The following is a 20,592-nucleotide window of genomic DNA, read 5'->3' on the forward strand; positions in this document are numbered from 1 at the left end:
ACAAATGAAAGAACTGGAGGATCTCGAAAGGATTCTCGATACAATGATAGAAGATTACAGAAAGCTGAAAGAAGAAAACAGAGAACTGTGGTCGAAGGTGAAACAGTTGAATGAAAGGATACTTCACTTAGAAAAGGAGAAGGAGCAGCTGGAAAAGACCATCGAGCAACACAAAAGGTCCCTGAACACGCTTGTGGAGAAAATTCAGCGTTTTCTCTCCCTCACAACCGATCAGGGGATGATACAGGATGAGGAAGAAAATAAGCGTTAGACTTGGAAAGAAAGTGTACAATCTCGTTACTGATGAGGATCTGGAGATAGTCAATCAAACCATAGAGAAAATAGAAAAAGACTTCAAGCGGTATGAAGAATTCATCGACGAAGTGGGGATAGATAACATCCTGTTCGTCATGTTGGCCAACACTGTGCTCGAAAATGTGAAAATGAGTGAGAGGATTAAAAATCTGAAGAAAAAACTCTCTCAAGCACTCAGGGAAGGTGATCAGGAACCTTGAAAAGAATAGTCGTTGTGTCCGGGCTTTCGGGAGCAGGTAAAACCACCGCGATGGGTTTTCTGGAGGATCTGGGGTATTTTTGTGTTGATAACGTTCCCGGTAACATACTGGAGGAACTTTTGAAGCTTTTCATGAGTTCCGACCTCGAAAAGATGGCGATGGCCATTGATGTGCGAAGCGAACACCTCGGAGATCCCATATCAGCGGTTGAAAGAATAAAAGAAAAGACAAACACTCTGGTGATTTTTTTGGAAGCATCCACGGAAGAACTTTTGAGGAGATACGCTCTAACGAGAAGAAGGCATCCTCTTCAGAAGGACGGAATAGGGCTGGAAGATGCCATAGAGAAGGAGAGGAAAATCCTGTCTCGTATAAAGGAAATTGCGGACGTTGTGATAGATACAACCAGCATGAACACACATCAACTGCGCGAAACTCTGACGCACTTTCTCGTGAACCAGTCCGGTGGAACCTCTGTCAGAATAATGAGTTTCGGATTCAAACACGGAATCCCAATGGACGCGGATTTCGTTTTTGATGCTCGTTTTCTCCCGAACCCACACTACGTACCGGAACTTTCTTCAAAGACGGGTTTGGATAGCAAGGTAGAAGCGTACTTTAAAAATTATCCGGTGGTGGAAGAGTTCATCGAAAAGATTTATGAAGTACTAAAGGTGGCGATAGAAGAGTACCAGAGAACTGGAAGAAGGATAATCACTGTGGGAATAGGATGTACCGGCGGCAAGCATAGATCCGTGTATATCGCACACAGGCTGAAAGAAATGCTGGAAAAAGAAGGTTTTACGGTCATTGAGAAACACAGGGACATAGAGAAGGTGTGAGCGGTGAAGGTGGTCGCTGTAGGTGGAGGGACGGGACTTTCCACTCTTTTGAAAGGCTTGAAAAACATCGATTCTTTTGAAATAACCGCTGTTGTCTCAGTTACGGACGAAGGGGGAAGCTCCGGAAAGTTAAGAAAAGAGCTGAACGTACCTCCTCCCGGTGATGTGAAAAACAACATCGTGGCTCTGGCAAAAGATGAAGATCTTCTTGCGAAGCTGATGAGCTATCGTTTCAGTGAGGGGTCTTTTAAGGGACACAGTCTGGGAAACCTGATAATAGCGGCTCTTACCAAGATCGAAGGAAGTTTTTCGGAGGCCATAAGGATCTTGGAGAGGGTGCTCGCTATAAAAGGGAGAGTCCTACCCGTAAGCGAAGATCACGCAAGACTTGTGGCAAGGTTCGAAGACGGAGAAGAGGTGATCGGTGAAACGAACATCGTCAGAAGAGGTGGAAAAATAGTCGAAGTCAGGCTGGATAGACCGATCGATGCACTTCCTGAAGTCCTCGAGGCGATTGAAAGGGCCGATATCATCATCTTTGGTCCAGGGAGTCTCTACACGAGTATCATCACAAACGTTCTCGTAAACGGTGTGAAGGATGCGATAAAAAGATCAAGAGCGAAGAAAATATACGTGTGTAACCTCATGACCCAGCCAGGTGAAACAACAGGATACAGGGTTTCGGACCACGTCAAAGAACTCGAAAGGTACCTGGAGCAAAACGTGGATTTCGTGCTGGTGAACACCCGCAAGCCCTCTGAAGAGGTGCTCGAAAGGTATAGAAAAGAGGGAAGCGATTTCGTGGAGATCGACGCTGAAAACATACAGAACACCATTCTGGCAGAGCCCTTTCTTGTAGAGATAGTTGACCCCTCAGATGGTCAAAGAAAGATAAGACACGACTCTGTGAAGCTGGCGGATGTGATAGAGAGAATTTCGAGGTGGTGAGCCTCTTGAGGCGAACTTTCTCTGAGGAGATAAAAGAGGAACTCGTGAACGTCCCTTTTGGAAGTCGTGATGAGGCTATAGCGGAACTATTGGGTTTCATAAAAGCGCGAGGTGATCTGGACGTCAAGAGCAGGCATATCGTTTTTTCTTTGCATTCTTTTGCCGCCTCGAGGCGGCTTTTGAATTTAATGAAGTATCTCTCAAAACCCGTTTCGGAGATAATTGTAGAGAAATCACACAACATAAAGAAGAGGTACATAAAAATCACCGCGGAGTATTCGGAAAGTTTCATGGTGATAGAACCGTTCTTCGACGTAGCCCTATTTGTTTCATTTTTGAGAGGGTTGTTTCTCAGCGGAGGATCCATGACGAATCCAAGGTATCATTATCATCTGGAAATCAATCTGTTTGAGGAAGAAACGCTCGCTCTCACAAAGAAAAGTTTGAAAGATTTCTTCAACATAAACGCAGGCATTGTAGAACTCAGGAATACAAGAAAACTTTATATAAAGTCTATAAAGGATATTCTTGTGTTCCTCGAAGCCGTAGGGGTTCAGAGAAAGCTTGAAGAGATAGATCGAATCGTCACTGAAAGAAAAGTGATCGGTGATGTGAACAGAACAGTAAACTTTATAGAAGCGAACGCCATCAGAACGGCCAACAGTACAGCTCGTCAGATACGTGCGATAGAGGTTATAAAAGAGAACATGGGACTCGAAAACTTACCCGAAGATTTGAGAAGAGTCGCCCTGGTTCGATTGAAAAACAAAGAGCTCTCACTCAGAGAGCTGGGGAAAAAGTTGAATCTCACAAAATCTCAAATATACTCGAAACTGAAAAGAATTATCAAAATAGCTGAAAGGTTTGGTGATGTAAAATGAAGTGCCCGTTTTGTGGTTCGATGGACACGAGAGTGCTTGATTCGAGGCCCACTCTCGATGGAACCGCTATCAGGAGACGCAGAGAGTGCTCTTCTTGTGGTAAAAGATTCACCACTTACGAGAGATACGAAGAAGCACCTGTTCTTGTTGTAAAAAAGGATGGCAGGCGGGAGAAGTTTGACAGGGAAAAGATAAAAAATGGTATGATAAAAGCTTGTGAGAAGAGACCTGTCACCTACGAGCAGATCGAGGAAGCTGTGAACAGAATCTGCTTGAAACTCAGAGAAGAAGGATCCTTCGAAGTTGAAACGAAACGAATAGGAGAACTGGTTATGGAGGAATTGAAGAAATTGGACCAGGTTGCTTACGTACGATTCGCTTCAGTCTATCGTGATTTCAGGGAAGTGGATCAATTTTTGGAAATTGTGAAAGAACTAAAAAGAGAGAAGGAGGGCGAAGAACAATGAAGAAAGTTCGTCTCACCCGTGAAGGCTATGAGAAGCTGAAGAAGGAATTGGAAGATCTGAAAAGGAAATTCATGTACGAGATCTCTGAAAGAATAAAAGAAGCGAGGGAACTCGGAGACCTATCGGAAAACTCGGAGTACGAAGCTGCGAAGAACGAACAGGGGCGTGTTGGAAGCAGGATCATGGAGATCGAACAGATTCTGAGCAACGCGGAGATCATAGAAGATTCTGAGGAAAACGATGAAATTACACTGGGAAAATGGGTTGTTATAAGGAACCTGGATACCGGTGAAGAACACAAATTTCGAATCGTCACACCTCAGGAAGCGGACTTTTTCGCTCAGAAGCTGAGCTCCGATTCTCCACTGGGCAAAAGTCTTCTCGGTAGAAAGGTGGGAGATGTGGTAAAGGTAAAAGCTCCCAGTGGTGTTCAGCGTTATCAGGTGATAGCGGTAATGAACAAGTAACGGAGGTGGTTGTGTGCTGAAAGAGTTCAAAGAACAACGACTCAAAGAGATACAGGAACTTCGTTCTATGGGTATAGAGCCATATCCTTACAAATTCGAAAAGGAACTCACGGCCAGAGAAATAAGGGAAAAGTACGACTATCTTCAAGCTGGAGAAGTTCTTGAATCTGAAAAGCTCTCTTTCGCAGGGAGAGTCATGTCGATACGCCACCATGGAAAGACGGCCTTCTTTCACATGAAAGATGACACAGGTCGAATCCAGGCTTACGTAAGGGCAGATTCTGTTGGAAAGGAAAAAATGGATCTCTTCAAAAGACACGTCAAAATAGGTGACTTTATAGGAGTAAGAGGCTTTCCGTTCAAAAGCAAAACCGGAGAGTTGACCATTTACGTTCAAGAATACACGCTTCTGAGTAAGGCTCTACGTCCCTTGCCCGAGAAGTGGCACGGCATAAAAGATAAGGAAATCATATACAGGCAGAGGTACCTCGAACTCATCGTGAACGACGAGGCTATTGAGAGGTTCAAAAAGCGATTCAAGGCTGTCCGGGTGATACGAGAATTTCTCAACAGCAGGGGATTCATCGAAGTGGAAACACCTATTCTTCATTACGTCACGGGTGGTGCGGAAGCGAGGCCTTTTGTGACCCATCTCAACGTTTTTGATATCGATATGTATTTGAGAATCGCACCGGAGCTTTACCTGAAAAGGCTAATCGTTGGCGGTTTCGAGAAGATATACGAGATAGGAAAGAACTTCAGAAACGAGGGAATATCTTACAAACACAGTCCCGAGTTCACCAGCATAGAGATCTACCAGGCTTACGCGGATTACAACGATATGATGGATCTCACTGAAGAGTTGATAGTGGAAGTTGTGAAAAGAACATGTGGCACCTTGAAAATCTCCTACCAGGGCAAGGAGATAGACTTCACACCACCCTGGAAAAGAGTGAGAATGAGAGACTTTCTCAAAGAAAAACTCGGGGTGGACATCCTCGAAGATCCCGATGAAGTGTTGTTGAAGAAGCTCGAAGAACATGGGGTAGAACTGGAAATAAAGAACAGAGCACACCTCATAGACAAACTCAGAGATCTGGTGGAAGAAGAACTGGTGAATCCCACCTTCATAATCGATCATCCTGTAGTGATTTCTCCTCTTGCCAAAAGGCACCGAGAGGATCCCAGACTCACGGAAAGGTTCGAACTCATCATATTCGGAAGAGAGATCGCGAACGCGTTCAGTGAGCTGAACGATCCCGTTGATCAATACCAGAGATTTCTCGAACAGGCGAAAATGAGAGAAGAGGGAGATGAAGAAGCACACATGATGGATCTCGATTTTGTGAGGGCCCTCGAGTATGGAATGCCTCCCACGGGAGGACTGGGAATCGGTCTTGACAGGCTCTTCATGTTCATCACGGATTCCCCCACAATAAGGGATGTGATTCCCTTCCCAATTGTGAAACCCAAAAAGTTCGAGGAAGAAGAGGCGGAATTCGAAGGAGGGTTTGAAGAATGAGAAAATGGATGAAAAAGTGGCAAGGGGTCATTATCTGGACGATTGCTATTGCGTTCGTGGCGGGTATGATCTGGTGGTCGGTGTCGATCAACCTCAGAAACACCCAGAACAACGTTAAATACTCCCTCGAACAGAGTCTTGCTTACATCACAAAAGACGGAACGGCTCTGAACGATCCTACCTACTGGCTCATGCCGTGGGAAGTGAACGACTACTACTCCAACCTGTTGAGTTCTTATCAGATCATATCTCTAGATCCACTTTTTGAGGAACCCAGACTCAAAGCTCTGATAGCGGACGTCTTTCTCCAGCAGAAAGTGGTTCTTTACTATGCGGAAAAGAACGACATAAAGCCTTCCAAGAAAGAAATCAACCAGGAAGTGAACAACGTTATCCAAACAATAAAGAACGATCAAAATCAGCTCAACCGGATAGAGAGAACGTACGGAAGTCTTTCGAACTACGAGAAGAACTACCTGGAGCCTCAAATTCGAGTTCAGCTCACCATCAAGAAGGTTCAGGAAAAAGTGGGAGTTGTCACCGAGGATGAAATAAAGAAATATTTCGAGGAAAACAAGGAAGACCTTCAGAAGCAGTACGACAGAGTTGACATAGAAGCTGTGTCGTTCGACAGCAGTTCCACGGCTCAGGGGTTCATTGCAAAAGCAAGTGAGGTGGGTTTCGATGAAGCAGCTTCCAGTATGAATGTTACTGTTCAACCTTTTTCCAACGCTACAAGGGGGATTTTCCCGGATGAAATAGACACGGCTCTGTTCAGTGCCACTCCAGGTTCGATTGTTGGACCGTTCTTTTTCCTCGATCAGTGGTACGTGTTCAGGGTGAAGACTTCCTCGGTTCTCACGGATTTCAACGCCTTCGAGAACAGCGACGCGTACAGTGATGTGAAAACGAAACTGGAACAGGAAAAATTCCAGAAGTGGTTGGAAGAGTTCATGAAGGAAGAAAATCTATCGTACGCGTTCAACGATCAGGTTCTTGAATACTGGTGGAAGTACTTCAAGAACGAAGAAGACCTCTACGGAAAACTGGCGAACCTTCTCTTCCAGGGAGAAAACCTGGCGGTAGAAACACCAGATGAGCTGAAATCTCTCTTCGTCCTTCTCTCCGACAGCAAGATCCAGGAACTCACCAAACAGATAGCCGAATTGACTCAGTACAGAACAGCGCTTGAAAATTCTCAGGAACCAGATGAGGATCTTATAAAGAAGTACGGGAAACTTTCGATCGAGGAAGTCGACGCAAGAAAAGAAGAGCTTGAAAAGAAAAAAGCAGAGTTGGAAAACAAAAAAGAGCAGTTGTGGATTATCTTTACGAGAACTACCCGTCTTCCACGTATGTACTGGAATACGCGTACCGCTTGCACCCCAACGACATAAACATCAAGTACAACTATTACGCCAATCTTTACAATCAAATCAAACCTTATCTGTCAACTGGAACCTACGATCCGAACCAGATATTTGGGGTTCTTCTCGGTCTCTACACAGTGGCCAATGCAACGGACGCTTCTACCAGCATACGTCTCGACTCTTATTACATGCTCTACGATATGAGCCTTGCACTGAACGATCCCACATCTGCGAAGTACTACCTCGATGAGATGAAAAAAATCGATCCAAACTTCATGGATTACGAATCTGCCTACAATCAGGTGGAATCAATTCTCGAAGCCATGAAAGCATCAGAAGAATCTACACCTTCTACATCGACAGGAGAATGAAATGAGCGACTATCTTCTGGTTGTTTTCTTGGCAGCAAAGATCGTTCTTTTCTACGTACCTACTTTGAGTTCTTTCAGTGTTTCCGTTGTTTTCAGTACCGCGGGATGGTTGATGTTGCTGCTTCTGGTTTTTAAGGGAGGGCACAAGCTTCTTTACACGGTGCTCTCCCTTATGTTATTCGTTGATTTTTTGTATTTTCAGAACTTCGGAAACCTTCCATCCATTAAGGAAGTAGTTCTGCTTCCTCAGGTGGGAGATCTCGGCGGTGAAATCAAGTACTTCATCGATTTGTACTCTCTTCTCTTTGTGGCAGATCTTCCTTTTGTGTGGTTCTTCTTCAAAGAAAACACGAAGCGAACGTTTTCTCTGTCATCGCTTTTTGTCCTGGTTCTGTCTTTCACCTTTCTCGGTGCCGTCCACACCTCTCAGAATCTGCAGTCGAAGTTTGTCTTCAACAGATACGGTGTTTTTGATTATCACGTTCAGGACATCATCAATCTCTTTGTGAACAAGAAAGAAGAAAACAACGATTTGGCGGTTTCTTCTGTTAGAAATGAAACGACAAAACCTTCTCAAAAAAGCTTCTTCGGAATAGGAAAAGGGAAAAACGTGATAGTCGTTCAGATGGAATCACTGCAAAATTTTGTGATCGGTCTTAAAGTAAACGGGCAAGAAGTCACGCCGAACATAAATTCATTTTTGAGAGACTCCGGAACCGTCTATTTCTCAAGCTGCTACCAGCAGGTGGGGAGCGGGAACACAGCCGACGCCGAGTTTGTTGTGAACACCTCTCTTCACACACTGGGAGACAGTGTGGTCTATGAAGAGTACCCCGTGATAAACCTTCCTGCTTTGCCCAGAATTATGAAACAAAACGGCTATCACACAATAGCGTTTCATGGAAACGTTGGCTGGTTCTGGAACAGAGAAGAGGTTTACAAACATATCGGTTTCGATGAATTCGTGAGTCTTGAAGATTTCCAACAGGATGAGGTTTTCGGGATGGGACTGGCAGATGTTTCTTTCTTCAAGCAGGCTGTTCAGAAACTGCGAAACTATCCACAACCCTTCTACGCTTTTTTGATAACTATATCCAGTCACACTCCCTTTGTTATTCCTGAAGAGCACAGAAAACTCGAACTTCCTGAAGACATATCAGATACCATCGTTGGACACTATCTGCAGGCTATACATTACGCCGATGAAGCGTTCGGTGTTTTTCTTGATGAATTGAAACGAGCTGGCCTCTACGAAAACTCTGTGATCGTTCTCTACGGTGACCACGCGGGCCTGTATCCATTCAACAGGGAAGTCAAAACGAAGATACCCGAGATCCTGGATAGAGAATTTTCTTTCGAAATCGCCCTCAACATTCCCTTTGCTATCCACATCCCTGGAAAGAACATTCGTAGAGTGGTCAACATCCCTGGAGGACAGATAGACTTTCTTCCCACGATCCTGAATGTGATGGGAATAAATTACAGAGAAGGTTTCTTCATGGGGCAGGATCTTCTGAACGCGAAACATGGTTTTGCTGCTTTGAGATATCACGTTCCGGACGGATCTTTCATAGACGACAACCGAGTGTTCATTGTCTCATGGGACGGTAGACTGGATAAGAGTTTGGCTGTCGACAGAAAAAATGGTACTCCTCAAAGGTACGTGGAGTTTTTAGATGGCTATGTAAAGGCCATACAGCAAATAGAGGCTTCCAGATACTTCATCCTCAGAAACTGTCAGCCTCTGCAGAAGGTCGCCAAGGATCAGACCTCCTCGAGGTGAAGTATCACTCTGTCGTCTTCGAATTCCAATCTCGATACGATCAGATCCTCGAGAAATCTCGCTATCTTTTTGGGGTAGATGTGAATCTCGTTCCCGTGAACTTCCAGTCCTTCTCGCTCTATTCTGCTTTTCAGCATTTCCATTAGGAAAGAGGGCACACCTACTTTCAGGATGATGGGATCATCGGGTGTTTTCTGCGTCGATACTACTTTGACTTTCACCGACAGGGAAAAAGGAAAGGAACCGTGCTTCAGTTTCACTTTAAGGTTTTCATCCTCCTTCGAAAGTGAGAATTGAGAAAATCCTTCGGTGCTTTTCAGAACGATCTTCTCGATCGTAGAGTAATTAGCCTCTAACTTGAGCATTCAAACCCCTCCTATACGATGTTTTTCTGAAAATCTCTTTTGAGGTGTTTCACTGTGAACCTTCCCCAGTTGAAAGTGATGAAAGCCGATGTGGCGTTTCCAAGGACTATGCCCCACCAGACACCCACAAGTCCTATTCTCAGAACGAAGACGAACAGCCACGAAAAGACAACCTGCATAATCACAGTTCTCATGATGGTGACAATCAGACTTTTGAGTCCCTGACCCACTCCCTGGAACATGGAGGAGGTGAACATTCCAAATGGGACACCTGGAAGAAAAAGACTCAGGATTCTGAGGGCTTTCACCAGATCGCTGTATAATTTTTCACCTTCCTGAGAATAAGTGAACAGCCTTGCGATGTATGGGGCAAAAATCAAGATTGTGAACATCACTGCCAGCCCTACGAAAAATCCGAGTTTCACGGCGTAGAGATGTGCCGTTTCGAGTTTTTCTCCGTTTCTCTCACCAAAAGCGGCGCCTGTAACGGATGTCACAGCCATGGCCATCCCGATGAGCGGGACAGTCCCAAAGTTTATGACACGCCACGCACTTGTGAAAACCGCAACTCCATAGTCTCCTCCTGCTCTCACCGCGAAGACGTTGAGCACGTAGATCGCCACCGACATCGAGGCCTGCGCCAGGGAAGCCGGAATACCGATCTTCAATATTCTCTTCAGAATTTCTCCATCCCATTTCAAACGGAAGGATACGTACGTGTCCTTCTTGAAAAACATCCAGTACGCAATCAGAAGGGAAGAAACAGCGATTGATACTACGGTGGCGTACGCTGCTCCTCTGACCCCCATACCGAAGACGTAGATGAACACGGGATCCAGACCTATGTTCAGAAGGGAACCTATAGTTATGGCCACCATCGCTCTTTTCGCGTCTCCCTCACCTCTGAAAACACCGTTTGCTACGTTGTTGAACATGATAAGGGGAATGAAATACACGAGGATCACCGAATACTCGAGGGCCAGTCTGAGAGTTTCCCCCTGAGCCCCCGCGAAGATGAGGATGTCAGAAATAAAGGGAAGGATAACAGCAATGCTCAAAAAACCAATGACGATTGAAAGCAGGATGGAAACAGAAGCCGCGGTATCTGCTCCTTCCTTGTCTCTTTCTCCGATCTTTTGGGACACCACCGAACTCGCTCCAACCCCTATACCTGCGGCGAGGGAGATGATCACCATGAAAACAGGGAAGAACAATCCTATCGCTGCCAGCGCATAAGGCCCCAGTCCCGCAACCCAAATACCATCGGCCAGGTTGTAAATCGTCTGAACTAACATGGCAAGCATCATGGGGATTGAGAGTTTCACTATGGCTTTTCTGGGATCTCCTCTCAGAAGTTTTATTCCGATGGTTTCTCTTTCCAGAACCGGTCACCTCCCGTTAAAGATTCTATCATCGAACCAGTGTTAGGATAGTTAAAAAGGAGGGATGAGTGTGAGAATTTTCCTTTTCGATTACGACGGCACACTGGCCGAAGACAACGGGTTCGCAGAGAAATATTTTAGAAAACTCGTTTCTTTTTTCAGAGATAGAGGTGTTTCGATCTCTCCAGAGCTGGTTCTTGGCTGTGTGGAGGAAATAACCAGGAATCCGGATGGATCAACCAATCTGGAGAGATACATGAAATGCCTTGGAAAGAGAACGTCACAGTGTGCAGAGAAATGGAAAGAACTCTTCATGGAGTTTTATGAAAGCGAACTTTTCGATTCGCTCAAAGATACGGTTAAACCCGTGAAGGGGACAGTGGACCTTTTGAAAGAGAAGGAAAAAGAAGGGAAGGTTGTTCTGGCAACGAACCCTGTCTTTCCAAGAATCGCTATTTTGAAGCGACTGAACTGGATTGGATTGTCAGAAGACGATTTTCACTTGATAACGGACATGGAGAGCTTCCATTTTTGCAAGCCAGATCCGAGGTACTACCTCGAGATATGTGAAAAGATGAGAGTTTCTCCGGAAGACTGTGTTATGTACGGGGACGACGAATTGAACGATGGAGTGTGTGAAAAGTTGGGGATGAAGTTCATCAGAGTCCGCTGAAGTAGTCTAAGGCGATCTTCAGAATTTCAGGATCCCACTGGGGTCCCTCGTTTCTGCGAAGAATTTCGAGGGCTGTTTTTCTATCCATGGCTTTTCTGTACGGTCTGTCGCTGGTCATCGCATCGAATGCGTCAGCTATGGCGATGATCCTCGATTCCAACGGTATTTCTTCCCCGCGAAGTCCATCCGGGTATCCCTGACCGCTGTACCATTCGTGATGGTGTCTCACTATCTTCGCTATATCGGAGAAGTCTTCGATTTTGCTGATCAGTTTTTCACCTAGTTCTGGATGCTTCTTCACTTCTTCGTATTCTTCTTTTGTGAGCTTAGAGGTTTTGTTGAGAATGGCACCTCTGACACCTATCTTTCCTATATCGTGGAGAACAGCGGCTATCCTGATTCTCTCCACCACCTGATCTGGAAGACCCATTCTTCTGGCTATTTCCTGTGAATAATCAGCGACTCTCAGGCTGTGTCCGCTGGTGTAGGGATCTTTTAACTCCACCGCGTACGAGAACGCTTCTATTGTTTGGAAAAAGGTTTTTCGGAGTTTCCTGTAGAGGCTCAAACGTGAGAAGAAGATCGCCAGGATTCTCGCCATCATTTTGAGGGATGAGAGTTCGTATTCAGTGATTTCCGAATCCTTTTCAATTTCGAGGACGAGGGGAGTGTTTTCGTACTCGAAGAAGATGGCGGCTGCGGATCTTGTTCTTCCATTCGTGACATCGTAAAACTCTGGGAAATCCCTCACATCGTTTATGAAAAGATCTCCCTTTGTTTCAAAAGCTTTTACCACGATACCTCTTTTGAGATTGACCACCTCGATCTGGCCGTTTTTCAGAAAGAAGGTTTTTATTTTTCCACCTTCGAGAAGAGAAACGGACGACAGCACGATGCCGGGGAACATGTCTTTCAAATAGTGTAGTATCTTCTCTATGAGTTCTGTTCTTCTTGAAACACCTAAAACCTCTTCCAGAGAGCTGATCATCCTTGAGAGCGTGTCTCTGTTCTTCATAACCTCAAGATACGAATCGTGGGCGTTCAGAAGAAAGAGGGAAAAATTCAGAACGGAGTTCAGGAACATTTCTTCATCCCTTTCGAGTTCTCTGCTTACAAAGATCTTGGCGGATGTCTTTCCGGCTTCTTTGTAGAGCAGATTTTCTGTGAATTCACCAACAGCAATGGATCTCTGTGAGTTTTTCAACTCGAGTCCCGACAGCGGTTCTACCAGTTTCTTCACATCGTAAAAAATCCTTTCAAGAGTAGGAACAGGATCGACCTCAAGATCCATTTCTCCCATGGTTTCCATGATTCTGGCCAGCTGGGTGGAGAGGATCTGAAGGCTTTCGTAAGAGGCTTCCAGCTCCTGATTCACGGCTGTGAGTTGCTGGTTTAACGCTGTGAGTTCTTGATTCATTGCAGACATCTCTTCACTCTTCTCGTTCATCTCATTCTTCAAATTTCTGTACCATCTTCGCCTAAACAGGGAAAGAAACACGGCGAAAACGAGGCAGGGGTAGGCAAGGGACAGTAAGTTGCCTTTGAGAATTTCTAAAAAAGAGAAGCTGGAAAGGAGAACAACCAGAGAAATCTCGAGGAGATTGATGAGTTTTTCCATTTTTTCCGTCACTTTCAATAACCTCCTGCGATACTTGATGAACATTTTTTTCAACAGGAGATGCGGCTCGAGCAAAACATCTTCAAACCTTCCATCAACACGTCAATGGCCCTGGAAAGGAGATCCTTCTCAAGCACGCACGCGATTCTTATCTCTTTTTTTCCAAGCCCTGGAGTCAAATAGAATCCCCTCAGGGGAGCGACCATGGTTGTTTCACCATCCATGTTGAAATCTGTCAGCATCCACCTTGCGAATTCTTCCGCGTCCTCCACGGGGAGTTCCGCGGTTATGTAGAAGGCACCTGAGGGTTTTGTGAAACGTTTCAAACCGTGTTCTTCGAGTTTCTTCAATACTGTTTCGACTCTCTCTCTGTACGTTTCCCTCACGAAATCAAAAAAGGAATCGTCGAGATTCAGCAAACCAACGGATCCGATTTGTTCTAACAGAGGTGGAGCGAGCCTCCCCTGAGCCAGTTTCATGGCGTGTGATATCAATTCTTCGTTTCTCGTGATCAGACATCCTACCCTCGCCCCACAGGCGCTGAACTTCTTCGATACACTGTCTATCACTACGACTTTGTCACTTTCAATGCTGAGGGCACTTGCGAATTCTCCCCGAAACACGATTTCGCTGTACACCTCGTCGACGATCAGAAAGAGTCCGTGTCTTTCCGCTATTTCCACGAGATATCTCATCTCGTCTTTTCCATAAACCACCCCGGTCGGATTGCAGGGATTTGAAAGTACTATTCCCCTCGTTCTTTCGTTTATGAAACTTTCGAGGTTCTGAGGGATGGCGAATCCTTCTTCCATTCTCCTCGTTACGGGAATCAATTTCACACCGGCGATCTTCGCGAAAGCGTTGTAATTCGCGTAGAACGGTTCCAGAACGAGGATCTCGTCACCAGGATTTGCTATCACAGCGAATGAAAAAAGAATGGCTTCGCTTCCACCGTTCGTCACCAGAACGTTTTCCGGTTTCACATCTACCCTCTGTCTTCTTTTGTAGTAAGATGCGAAAGCCTCTCTCAATTCCCAGATACCCGCAGAGTGAGAGTAGTACACCACTTCCGGCTTGTTTTCGTAGATGCGCTCAAAAAACACCTCGGGAGTTTTCAGATCGGGCTGTCCTATGTTCAGGTGGTGTATCCTTACTCCTCGCTTCTTTGCCATTTCAGCGAAGGGAACCAGTTTTCTGATTGGGCTTTCCTCGGTCAGCAGGACGCGATCGGAGAACACATCCATCACCTCTTGTCAACCTGAAGGATATAAAACTTCAGGTACTGCGTTTCTGGAACGTTCATGAGAACTGGGTGATCAGGAGGTTGCCCTCCCCTTCTCAAAACGGTCAAACTCGTTTTCGTGTCGAAGGACGCATCAAAAAGGATTTCTCTGAACAGCTCTTCAGAAACTATCTGAGTGCAGGAAGAGGTCACGAGAACACCTGGTTTTTTCAATATCCTCATCGCTCTCAGGTTTATCTCCTTGTATCCTCTTTTTGCACTTTCCAGATTGCTCGAACTCTTCGCAAAAGATGGAGGATCAAGAACCACGAGATCGTACTTTTGTCCTTCTCTGTCGAAGCTTTTCAAGATATCGAAAGCGTTTCCCGGAAGTAGATCGTACCTGCTGCTGTCAAAACCGTTCAGTTTCAAGGTCTCTCTGGCAACCTCGAGAGCCCTCTCCGAATAGTCGACGAGGGTAACGTGTTTCGCTCCTCCCTTGAGGAGGTGCACCGCGAAGTTTCCAGTGTAAGAAAACACGTCCAAACAGACTTTTTCCTCAGCTAGATCCATCACCATTCTGGCGTTTTCCCTCTGGTCCAGGAAGAAACCCGTTTTCTGTCCTCTGGTGTCAGCAAGGAATTTGAAGCCGTTCATCTCGAACTCTATCAGTTCAGGACCCTTACCGTAAACCCATTCTTCTCGATTATCAAGCCCTTCTTTCTCTCTGAAGGTGCCCTCTGATTTCTCGTATATTCCCTTCGGCTTGAATATCTCGATGAGACTATCTAGGATCCAATCTTTCATCTTTTCCATTCCCAGAGTCGTTATTTGAAAGACAAGATAATCCCCAAAAAGGTCAACTATGAGACCTGGCAGAAAGTCCCCCTCGCTGTGCACAACTCTGAAGGCCGTCGTTTCTTTCACTAGTTTTTTCTTCCTCTTCAGAGCACTCTCTATCCTGTTCTTTATGAAACTTAGATCGATGATTTCGTTTCTCCAGGTGAGAATTCTCACCCTGATCTTCGAGTTGTCGTTTATGTATCCTTTTCCGAAGAAAGAACCGTCGGGTCTGAAAACATCCACGACACTTCCGTTTTCATACTCTCCTTCGACTTTCAGAATCTCGTTGTAAAAGATCCACAGATGACCGCCTGAGATCCTTCGATTCATCCTCTTTAGAAACACCTTTGCCAACTACAACCACCCCATTCCGTACGATATGAGAAAGAGAGTGTAACCTCCAAGGGCAAGGAAGGGGCCGAATGGTATACGCGTTTTTATATCCATTTTACCTTTTCCTTTGATCAGTGCATAGAGTATTCCAGAAATTGAAGCGATCAAGATGGCAAAAATGGAAGGAACTGGTGGGAGGAGGAAGCCTATTCCCATCGCAAGGATCACGTCACCTGTTCCCAGACCGTCTCTGTACATCGCTTTCAAAATCAGAAACATGATCGTCACGATGAGAAAGGAAATCAGATGCTCCAGAAAGGAGGTTCTCAGAGCCACCACGAAGGAAAAGATCAAAACGGTAAAATTCAGGTAATCCGGAATCAGGTACGTTTCAAGGTCTATGAGTGATATCGCGATGAGGGCAGAGGCAATCACGCACGAAGATACAAACAGCAGAGTATCTTTTATGAGGACACGATTCACCAGAAACAAAGCCCCTGTTGAGATCTCCACGATGGGGTATCTGATCGGAATTCTCCATCCACAGTGCCGGCATTTTCCCCTCAGAAGAATATAGCTGATAACGGGAATGTTGTCGTACCACTCTATTTTCCTTTTACAGTTAGGACAGAATGAATGAGGAGGATCCCACAGCTTGAGATCCTCCTTCGTAGATCTGTATATGACAACGTTCAAAAAACTTCCAATTATGGTGCCTATCACGAACGTCAGGAGATACCACAAGCCCGTTTTTCCTCCTCCGTGAGAAGTTCGTCCAGTATCTCCTTTTTTCCATAATAATACCAGAAATTGTTCTGTCCAATATCATCGAGGATTTCTCTCGCCTTATCGATTTGACCGAGTTTCACATAGGGAACCACGAGGAGCAGCCGTGCCAGGGTGTTCAGAGGAGAGGATTCAACGATCTTTTCAAGCTCTTCGACGACTTCTTTGTATCTTCCGTGTTTCAGCATCACACGAGCCCATGGTTCCAATTCCGTGGGATACTTGGGTTTACAGTTCATGATCTTCTCTTCCATTTCCCGTGCCTTTTCTTCGTTGCCGAGTTCTCTGTAAAGCTGCGAAAGCTGGTACAGGGCAGGTATATTATCTGGATCGATTTCTAAAAGGCGCTCCAGCGCTTTCACGGCGAGGTCTTTGCGGTTCATTTCATGATAGGCTTCTGTGATCATGAAGTATGTGATCTTGTCGCTTGGGTTGTATTCCAGTTCTCTTTCCCAGTAATGAATTGCCTTTTCATAATCCCCCAGGTTGTAGTAGGCTTCCCCGAGAGAGGCGTACGCTTGAACCAGCCATGGATCTATCTCCACGGCCTTGTCGAGGAATTTTATTCCCTCTTCTATCTTGCCCTGCTCAACGAGAAGAGAGCCTTTCAGCTCGTAGGCTGGAGCGTAGTTTTCGTCTATGTCGAGCATGAACTTTATGATATCATGCGCTATATCGTAAAGGTTTCGATCAGCGTACTCCAGCGCAAGATCGTACAGACCCTTGAGAGAGAGACATTTTTGAAATCTTTTGGGGTTATGTTCTCTTCTCTGAGCCATTCTTGAAATTCGGGAAAGATGAGAGGTTCATAAACGGTCTCATCGAGATGAACCACCTTCTCCAGTTTTTCGCAGGTTTGTACTTCTTTCATTATGTTTTCTTTTTTCTTCATATCTTCTTTTAAGAGTTCCCAGTCTCCTTCGTAGAGGAGATCCCTGAGAGCCACAACAAAAGGCGTTGAAGTGGTAACATCCAGCCTTTCTCCAGATAAGACAAGTGTTATTATATGTTCTGCCATCAGCCATCCCTCCTGAAACTTGCGGTTCATATTCATTTTACATTATAAACCAGGAAACGGCAAATTCTGTGTTTCTTCTGCTAAAATCTTATCCGGAGGTGAAAGAGTTGAGAGTTTACATAGTGAGATATTCCGAGATAGGTCTCAAAGGAAAGAACAGAAAAGATTTTGAAGAAGCTCTTAGAAGAAACATCGAGAGAGTAACCGGAATGAAGGTGAAGAGACAGTGGGGAAGATTTCTCATTCCAATAGATGAAAACGTAACACTCGATGACAAGCTGAAGAAAATCTTTGGAATTCAGAATTTCAGCAAAGGATTTCTGGTGAGTCACGATTTCGAGGAAGTGAAGAAATATTCACTGATCGCGGTGAAAGAAAAGCTGGAAAAAGGAAATTACAGAACTTTCAAGGTGCAGGCCAAAAAGACCTACAAGGAATACAAAAAAAGTATATACGAAATAAACAGTGAGCTCGGTGCCTTGATACTCAAAAACTTCAAGGAACTTTCCGTTGATGTACACAATCCGGATTTTGTTCTCGGGGTGGAAGTGAGACCGGAAGGGGTTCTGATTTTCACAGACAGGGTGGAGTGCTACGGTGGACTTCCCGTGGGAACGGGAGGAAAAGCGGTTCTTCTTCTCTCTGGAGGAATAGACAGTCCTGTGGCAGGCTGGTACGCACTGAAAAGAGGAGTTCTCATAGAGTCCGTCACGTTCGTGTCTCCTCCGTTTACATCGGAGGGGGCCGTGGAAAAAGTGAGAGACATATTGAGAGTTCTCAGGGAGTTCAGTGGAGGTCATCCCTTGAGATTGCACATTGTGAATCTCACAAAGCTGCAGCTTGAGGTCAAAAAGAACGTACCGGACAAATACTCGCTGATCATGTACAGAAGGTCCATGTTCAGAATAGCGGAAAAAATAGCAGAGGAAACCGGTGCGGTTGCTTTTTACACGGGGGAGAACATAGGACAGGTGGCGAGCCAGACGCTGGAAAACCTCTGGTCTATAGAGAGCGTGACTACAAGACCCGTGATAAGGCCTCTTTCCGGTTTCGACAAAACAGAGATCGTCGAAAAGGCGAAAGAGATCGGAACCTACGAGATCTCTATAAAGCCTTACCAGGACAGCTGCGTCTTCTTCGCCCCGAAAAATCCTGCAACGAGATCTCATCCCTCGATCCTCGAGAAGCTGGAACAGCAGGTTCCAGATCTTCCCGTTCTCGAAGAAGAAGCGTTCACCTCCAGAAAAGTCGAGGTGATAGAGTGAGAAAAATCAGAGATCTTCTGCTGACGCTGTACTTCTACTTCATAGCCACCGTATACATTGTTTTTTACGGGGGATTCGTACTTTTCAGATCATTTTTAATGAGAGACCGTGAAAAAGCCAGAAAGTACGTTTTGAAGGAGATAGAAAAATTCGGGAAAAGAGCCTTCACATGGCTTTTTTCTGATGTGGTAGTTGAAAGCAGCGAAAATATTCCGAAGGACAGAAATTTCATAGTGGTTGCGAATCATCAGAGCCTTATGGATATCCCGTTGATCCTCGGCTTCGTTGCCACAGGCGCGTTCATAGCGAAGGAAGAACTGAGAAAAATTCCGGGGGTGAACTGGTACATAAGATATCTGAACGGTGTATTTCTTGACAGGAAAAATCCGAGGAGAGCGGTGAAAGCACTCAGGGAAGCTATTGAAAAGCTCAAAAACGGAGTTACCTTCATCGTCTTTCCGGAGGGAACGAGATCACCGGACGGAAAGGTTCTTCCTTTCAAAAAAGACAGCCTCATGATCGCTGTGAAGACCGGTGTTCCAGTTCTTCCCGTTTCCATCTGGGGAACTTATCATCTGATTCCAAAGGGAAGATGGACGTTCACTCCTGGGAAGGTCTTTCTCAAGATACACGAGCCGGTCGATCCGAAAGGGTTTTCGAGCGAGGAAGAACTCAGAAAATACGTGGAAGAGGTTGTGAAAAGGGGAGTTGAAGAGTTAAAAGCGAGGTGGTCGAAATGAGGGTTTATTTTGACAACAACGCAACGACGAGGGTGGACGATCGGGTTCTCGAAGAGATGATTGTTTTCTACCGCGAAAAGTATGGAAATCCCAATTCTGCTCACGGCATGGGTATAGAGGCGAATTTACACATGGAAAAAGCGAGAGAAAAGGTGGCAAAGGTACTCGGTGTCTCACCTTCAGAAATATTCTTCACCTCCTGTGCAACGGAGTCGATAAACTGGATTCTCAAAACGGTCGCTGAGACGTTCGAAAAAAGAAAAAGAACCATCATCACAACTCTCATAGAGCACAAAGCCGTTCTCGAAACGATGAAATATCTATCGATGAAAGGTTTCAAAGTGAAGTACGTTCCCGTTGATTCCAGAGGTGTTGTGAAACTGGAAGAACTGGAAAAACTTGTAGATGAGGACACGTTCCTTGTCAGCATCATGGCTGCGAACAACGAGGTGGGAACTATCCAGCCCGTTGAAGATGTGACTAGGATAGTGAAGAAAAAGAACAAAGAGGCCCTCGTTCATGTCGATGCCGTTCAGACGATAGGGAAAATTCCATTTTCCCTCGAGAAACTGGAAGTGGACTACGCGAGTTTCAGCGCGCACAAATTTCACGGACCGAAAGGCGTTGGAATAACCTACATCAGGAAGGGAGTTCCTATCAGACCCCTCATACACGGCGGTGGACAGGAAAGAGGGCTCAGATCTGGAACGCAGAATGTTCCGGGAATCGTCGGAGCAGCCCGCGCTATGGAAATTGCCGTTGAAGAGCTGAGCGAAGCAGCAAAACACATGGAAAAGCTCAGAAGCAAACTCGTATCGGGTCTGATGAACCTGGGAGCCCACATCATAACTCCCCTGGAGATATCCCTTCCCAACACCCTCTCCGTCTCTTTTCCGAACATCAGAGGTTCCACTCTTCAGAATCTTCTCTCCGGCTATGGTATTTACGTTTCAACCTCATCGGCCTGCACCAGCAAGGACGAAAGATTGAGCCATGTCCTGGATGCGATGGGGGTAGACAGGAGAATTGCCCAGGGAGCCATCAGAATCAGCCTCTGCAAATACAACACGGAGGAAGAAGTGGATTACTTCCTCAAGAAAATCGAAGAAATTCTCAGTTTTCTGGATTTAACTGGAAATAATCGCCGATAATGGTATAATTTCAACCAGAAGGGGGAATAT

Annotated in this window: 23 protein-coding genes; 15 read left to right on the forward strand and 8 right to left on the reverse strand. The window is 45.5% G+C overall.

Going from position 1 to position 20,592, the window contains the following annotated elements; all coding sequences use genetic code 11:
- The first annotated feature begins 4 nt into the window (after positions 1-4).
- The 11 genes from CELL2_RS05575 to CELL2_RS05620 are packed head-to-tail and all read left to right on the forward strand — an operon-like array spanning position 5 to position 9,166.
- Positions 5-271: a DivIVA domain-containing protein gene (locus CELL2_RS05575; RefSeq protein WP_012310957.1), complete on the forward strand. Its 267-nt coding sequence runs from the start codon at positions 5-7 to the stop codon at positions 269-271.
- Positions 249-515, forward strand: a complete 267-nt coding sequence (locus CELL2_RS05580) for a hypothetical protein (protein WP_012310958.1) — start codon at positions 249-251, stop codon at positions 513-515. The genes CELL2_RS05575 and CELL2_RS05580 overlap by 23 nt, the downstream gene beginning before the upstream one ends.
- Positions 512-1,357, forward strand: coding sequence for an RNase adapter RapZ (gene rapZ / locus CELL2_RS05585; RefSeq protein ID WP_038033084.1), 846 nt, complete (start codon positions 512-514; stop codon positions 1,355-1,357). Before CELL2_RS05580 ends, rapZ begins: the two co-directional genes overlap by 4 nt.
- Positions 1,358-1,360: 3 nt before the next feature.
- Positions 1,361-2,305 (forward strand): YvcK family protein, encoded by a 945-nt coding sequence (locus CELL2_RS05590; RefSeq protein ID WP_038033083.1) that lies wholly within the window; start codon positions 1,361-1,363, stop codon positions 2,303-2,305.
- Entirely contained in the window at positions 2,302-3,186 is an 885-nt protein-coding gene (gene whiA, locus CELL2_RS05595) for a DNA-binding protein WhiA (RefSeq protein ID WP_235231204.1), read from the forward strand. Before CELL2_RS05590 ends, whiA begins: the two co-directional genes overlap by 4 nt.
- Entirely contained in the window at positions 3,183-3,653 is a 471-nt protein-coding gene (gene nrdR, locus CELL2_RS05600) for a transcriptional regulator NrdR (RefSeq protein WP_004082223.1), read from the forward strand. Before whiA ends, nrdR begins: the two co-directional genes overlap by 4 nt.
- The gene (gene greA / locus CELL2_RS05605) at positions 3,650-4,120 is read left to right on the forward strand and encodes a transcription elongation factor GreA (protein WP_012310961.1); all 471 of its coding nucleotides are present in this window, start codon (positions 3,650-3,652) and stop codon (positions 4,118-4,120) included. Before nrdR ends, greA begins: the two co-directional genes overlap by 4 nt.
- A gap of 13 nt (positions 4,121-4,133) precedes the next feature.
- On the forward strand, positions 4,134-5,642 hold the full coding sequence (gene lysS / locus CELL2_RS05610) for a lysine--tRNA ligase (RefSeq protein ID WP_029683790.1): 1,509 nt from the start codon (positions 4,134-4,136) through the stop codon (positions 5,640-5,642).
- Positions 5,639-7,039, forward strand: coding sequence for a peptidyl-prolyl cis-trans isomerase (locus tag CELL2_RS05615; RefSeq protein ID WP_241208633.1), 1,401 nt, complete (start codon positions 5,639-5,641; stop codon positions 7,037-7,039). The genes lysS and CELL2_RS05615 overlap by 4 nt, the downstream gene beginning before the upstream one ends.
- A complete protein-coding gene (locus tag CELL2_RS09595) occupies positions 6,961-7,383 on the forward strand; it encodes a hypothetical protein (protein ID WP_241208634.1) in 423 nt (140 codons plus the stop codon). The genes CELL2_RS05615 and CELL2_RS09595 overlap by 79 nt, the downstream gene beginning before the upstream one ends.
- Before the next feature lies 1 nt (position 7,384).
- A complete protein-coding gene (locus tag CELL2_RS05620) occupies positions 7,385-9,166 on the forward strand; it encodes an LTA synthase family protein (protein ID WP_038033081.1) in 1,782 nt (593 codons plus the stop codon).
- Here the strand turns inward: CELL2_RS05620 and CELL2_RS05625 are convergent.
- Both CELL2_RS05625 and CELL2_RS05630 read right to left on the reverse strand, forming a co-directional pair.
- On the reverse strand, positions 9,148-9,531 hold the full coding sequence (locus tag CELL2_RS05625) for a hypothetical protein (protein ID WP_011943553.1): 384 nt from the start codon (positions 9,529-9,531) through the stop codon (positions 9,148-9,150). The two genes, CELL2_RS05620 and CELL2_RS05625, sit on opposite strands and share 19 nt — an antisense overlap.
- A gap of 11 nt (positions 9,532-9,542) precedes the next feature.
- Positions 9,543-10,856: an MATE family efflux transporter gene (locus CELL2_RS05630; protein ID WP_052123911.1), complete on the reverse strand. Its 1,314-nt coding sequence runs from the start codon at positions 10,854-10,856 to the stop codon at positions 9,543-9,545.
- Between the two features lie 127 nt (positions 10,857-10,983).
- On the opposite strand from CELL2_RS05630, the gene CELL2_RS05635 reads away from it, so the two are divergent.
- Positions 10,984-11,586, forward strand: coding sequence for an HAD family hydrolase (locus CELL2_RS05635; protein ID WP_038033079.1), 603 nt, complete (start codon positions 10,984-10,986; stop codon positions 11,584-11,586).
- On the opposite strand, the gene CELL2_RS05640 is transcribed toward CELL2_RS05635, so the two are convergent.
- The 6 genes from CELL2_RS05640 to CELL2_RS09600 are packed head-to-tail and all read right to left on the reverse strand — an operon-like array spanning position 11,573 to position 17,406.
- Positions 11,573-13,216 carry an HD-GYP domain-containing protein gene (locus CELL2_RS05640; RefSeq protein ID WP_038033078.1) on the reverse strand — a complete coding sequence of 548 codons (1,644 nt, stop codon included), beginning with the start codon at positions 13,214-13,216 and terminating at the stop codon, positions 11,573-11,575. The two genes, CELL2_RS05635 and CELL2_RS05640, sit on opposite strands and share 14 nt — an antisense overlap.
- A gap of 38 nt (positions 13,217-13,254) precedes the next feature.
- Positions 13,255-14,448, reverse strand: a complete 1,194-nt coding sequence (locus CELL2_RS05645; RefSeq protein ID WP_012896332.1) for a pyridoxal phosphate-dependent aminotransferase — start codon at positions 14,446-14,448, stop codon at positions 13,255-13,257.
- Positions 14,448-15,623 carry a class I SAM-dependent rRNA methyltransferase gene (locus CELL2_RS05650; RefSeq protein WP_038033077.1) on the reverse strand — a complete coding sequence of 392 codons (1,176 nt, stop codon included), beginning with the start codon at positions 15,621-15,623 and terminating at the stop codon, positions 14,448-14,450. Before CELL2_RS05650 ends, CELL2_RS05645 begins: the two co-directional genes overlap by 1 nt.
- The gene (locus CELL2_RS05655; RefSeq protein WP_038033076.1) at positions 15,624-16,346 is read right to left on the reverse strand and encodes an A24 family peptidase; all 723 of its coding nucleotides are present in this window, start codon (positions 16,344-16,346) and stop codon (positions 15,624-15,626) included.
- Positions 16,331-17,167, reverse strand: a complete 837-nt coding sequence (locus CELL2_RS05660; RefSeq protein WP_235231205.1) for a lipopolysaccharide assembly protein LapB — start codon at positions 17,165-17,167, stop codon at positions 16,331-16,333. The genes CELL2_RS05655 and CELL2_RS05660 overlap by 16 nt, the downstream gene beginning before the upstream one ends.
- Complete coding sequence (locus CELL2_RS09600) at positions 17,059-17,406, reverse strand: hypothetical protein (protein WP_235231206.1); 348 nt, start codon at positions 17,404-17,406, stop codon at positions 17,059-17,061. Before CELL2_RS09600 ends, CELL2_RS05660 begins: the two co-directional genes overlap by 109 nt.
- A gap of 107 nt (positions 17,407-17,513) precedes the next feature.
- Here CELL2_RS09600 and thiI point away from each other — a divergent pair, with 107 nt between their 5' ends.
- Genes thiI through CELL2_RS05675 form a run of 3 tightly spaced genes read left to right on the forward strand, consistent with a single transcriptional unit; the run spans position 17,514 to position 20,562 of the window.
- A complete protein-coding gene (gene thiI / locus CELL2_RS05665; protein ID WP_038033075.1) occupies positions 17,514-18,671 on the forward strand; it encodes a tRNA uracil 4-sulfurtransferase ThiI in 1,158 nt (385 codons plus the stop codon).
- Positions 18,668-19,411, forward strand: coding sequence for a 1-acyl-sn-glycerol-3-phosphate acyltransferase (locus CELL2_RS05670; RefSeq protein ID WP_038033074.1), 744 nt, complete (start codon positions 18,668-18,670; stop codon positions 19,409-19,411). The genes thiI and CELL2_RS05670 overlap by 4 nt, the downstream gene beginning before the upstream one ends.
- A complete protein-coding gene (locus tag CELL2_RS05675; protein WP_011943543.1) occupies positions 19,408-20,562 on the forward strand; it encodes a cysteine desulfurase family protein in 1,155 nt (384 codons plus the stop codon). The genes CELL2_RS05670 and CELL2_RS05675 overlap by 4 nt, the downstream gene beginning before the upstream one ends.
- Positions 20,563-20,592 lie beyond the last annotated feature (30 nt).

Origin of the sequence: Thermotoga sp. Cell2 (assembly GCF_000789375.1) — a bacterium.
Classification (GTDB): Bacteria; Thermotogota; Thermotogae; order Thermotogales; family Thermotogaceae; genus Thermotoga; species Thermotoga petrophila.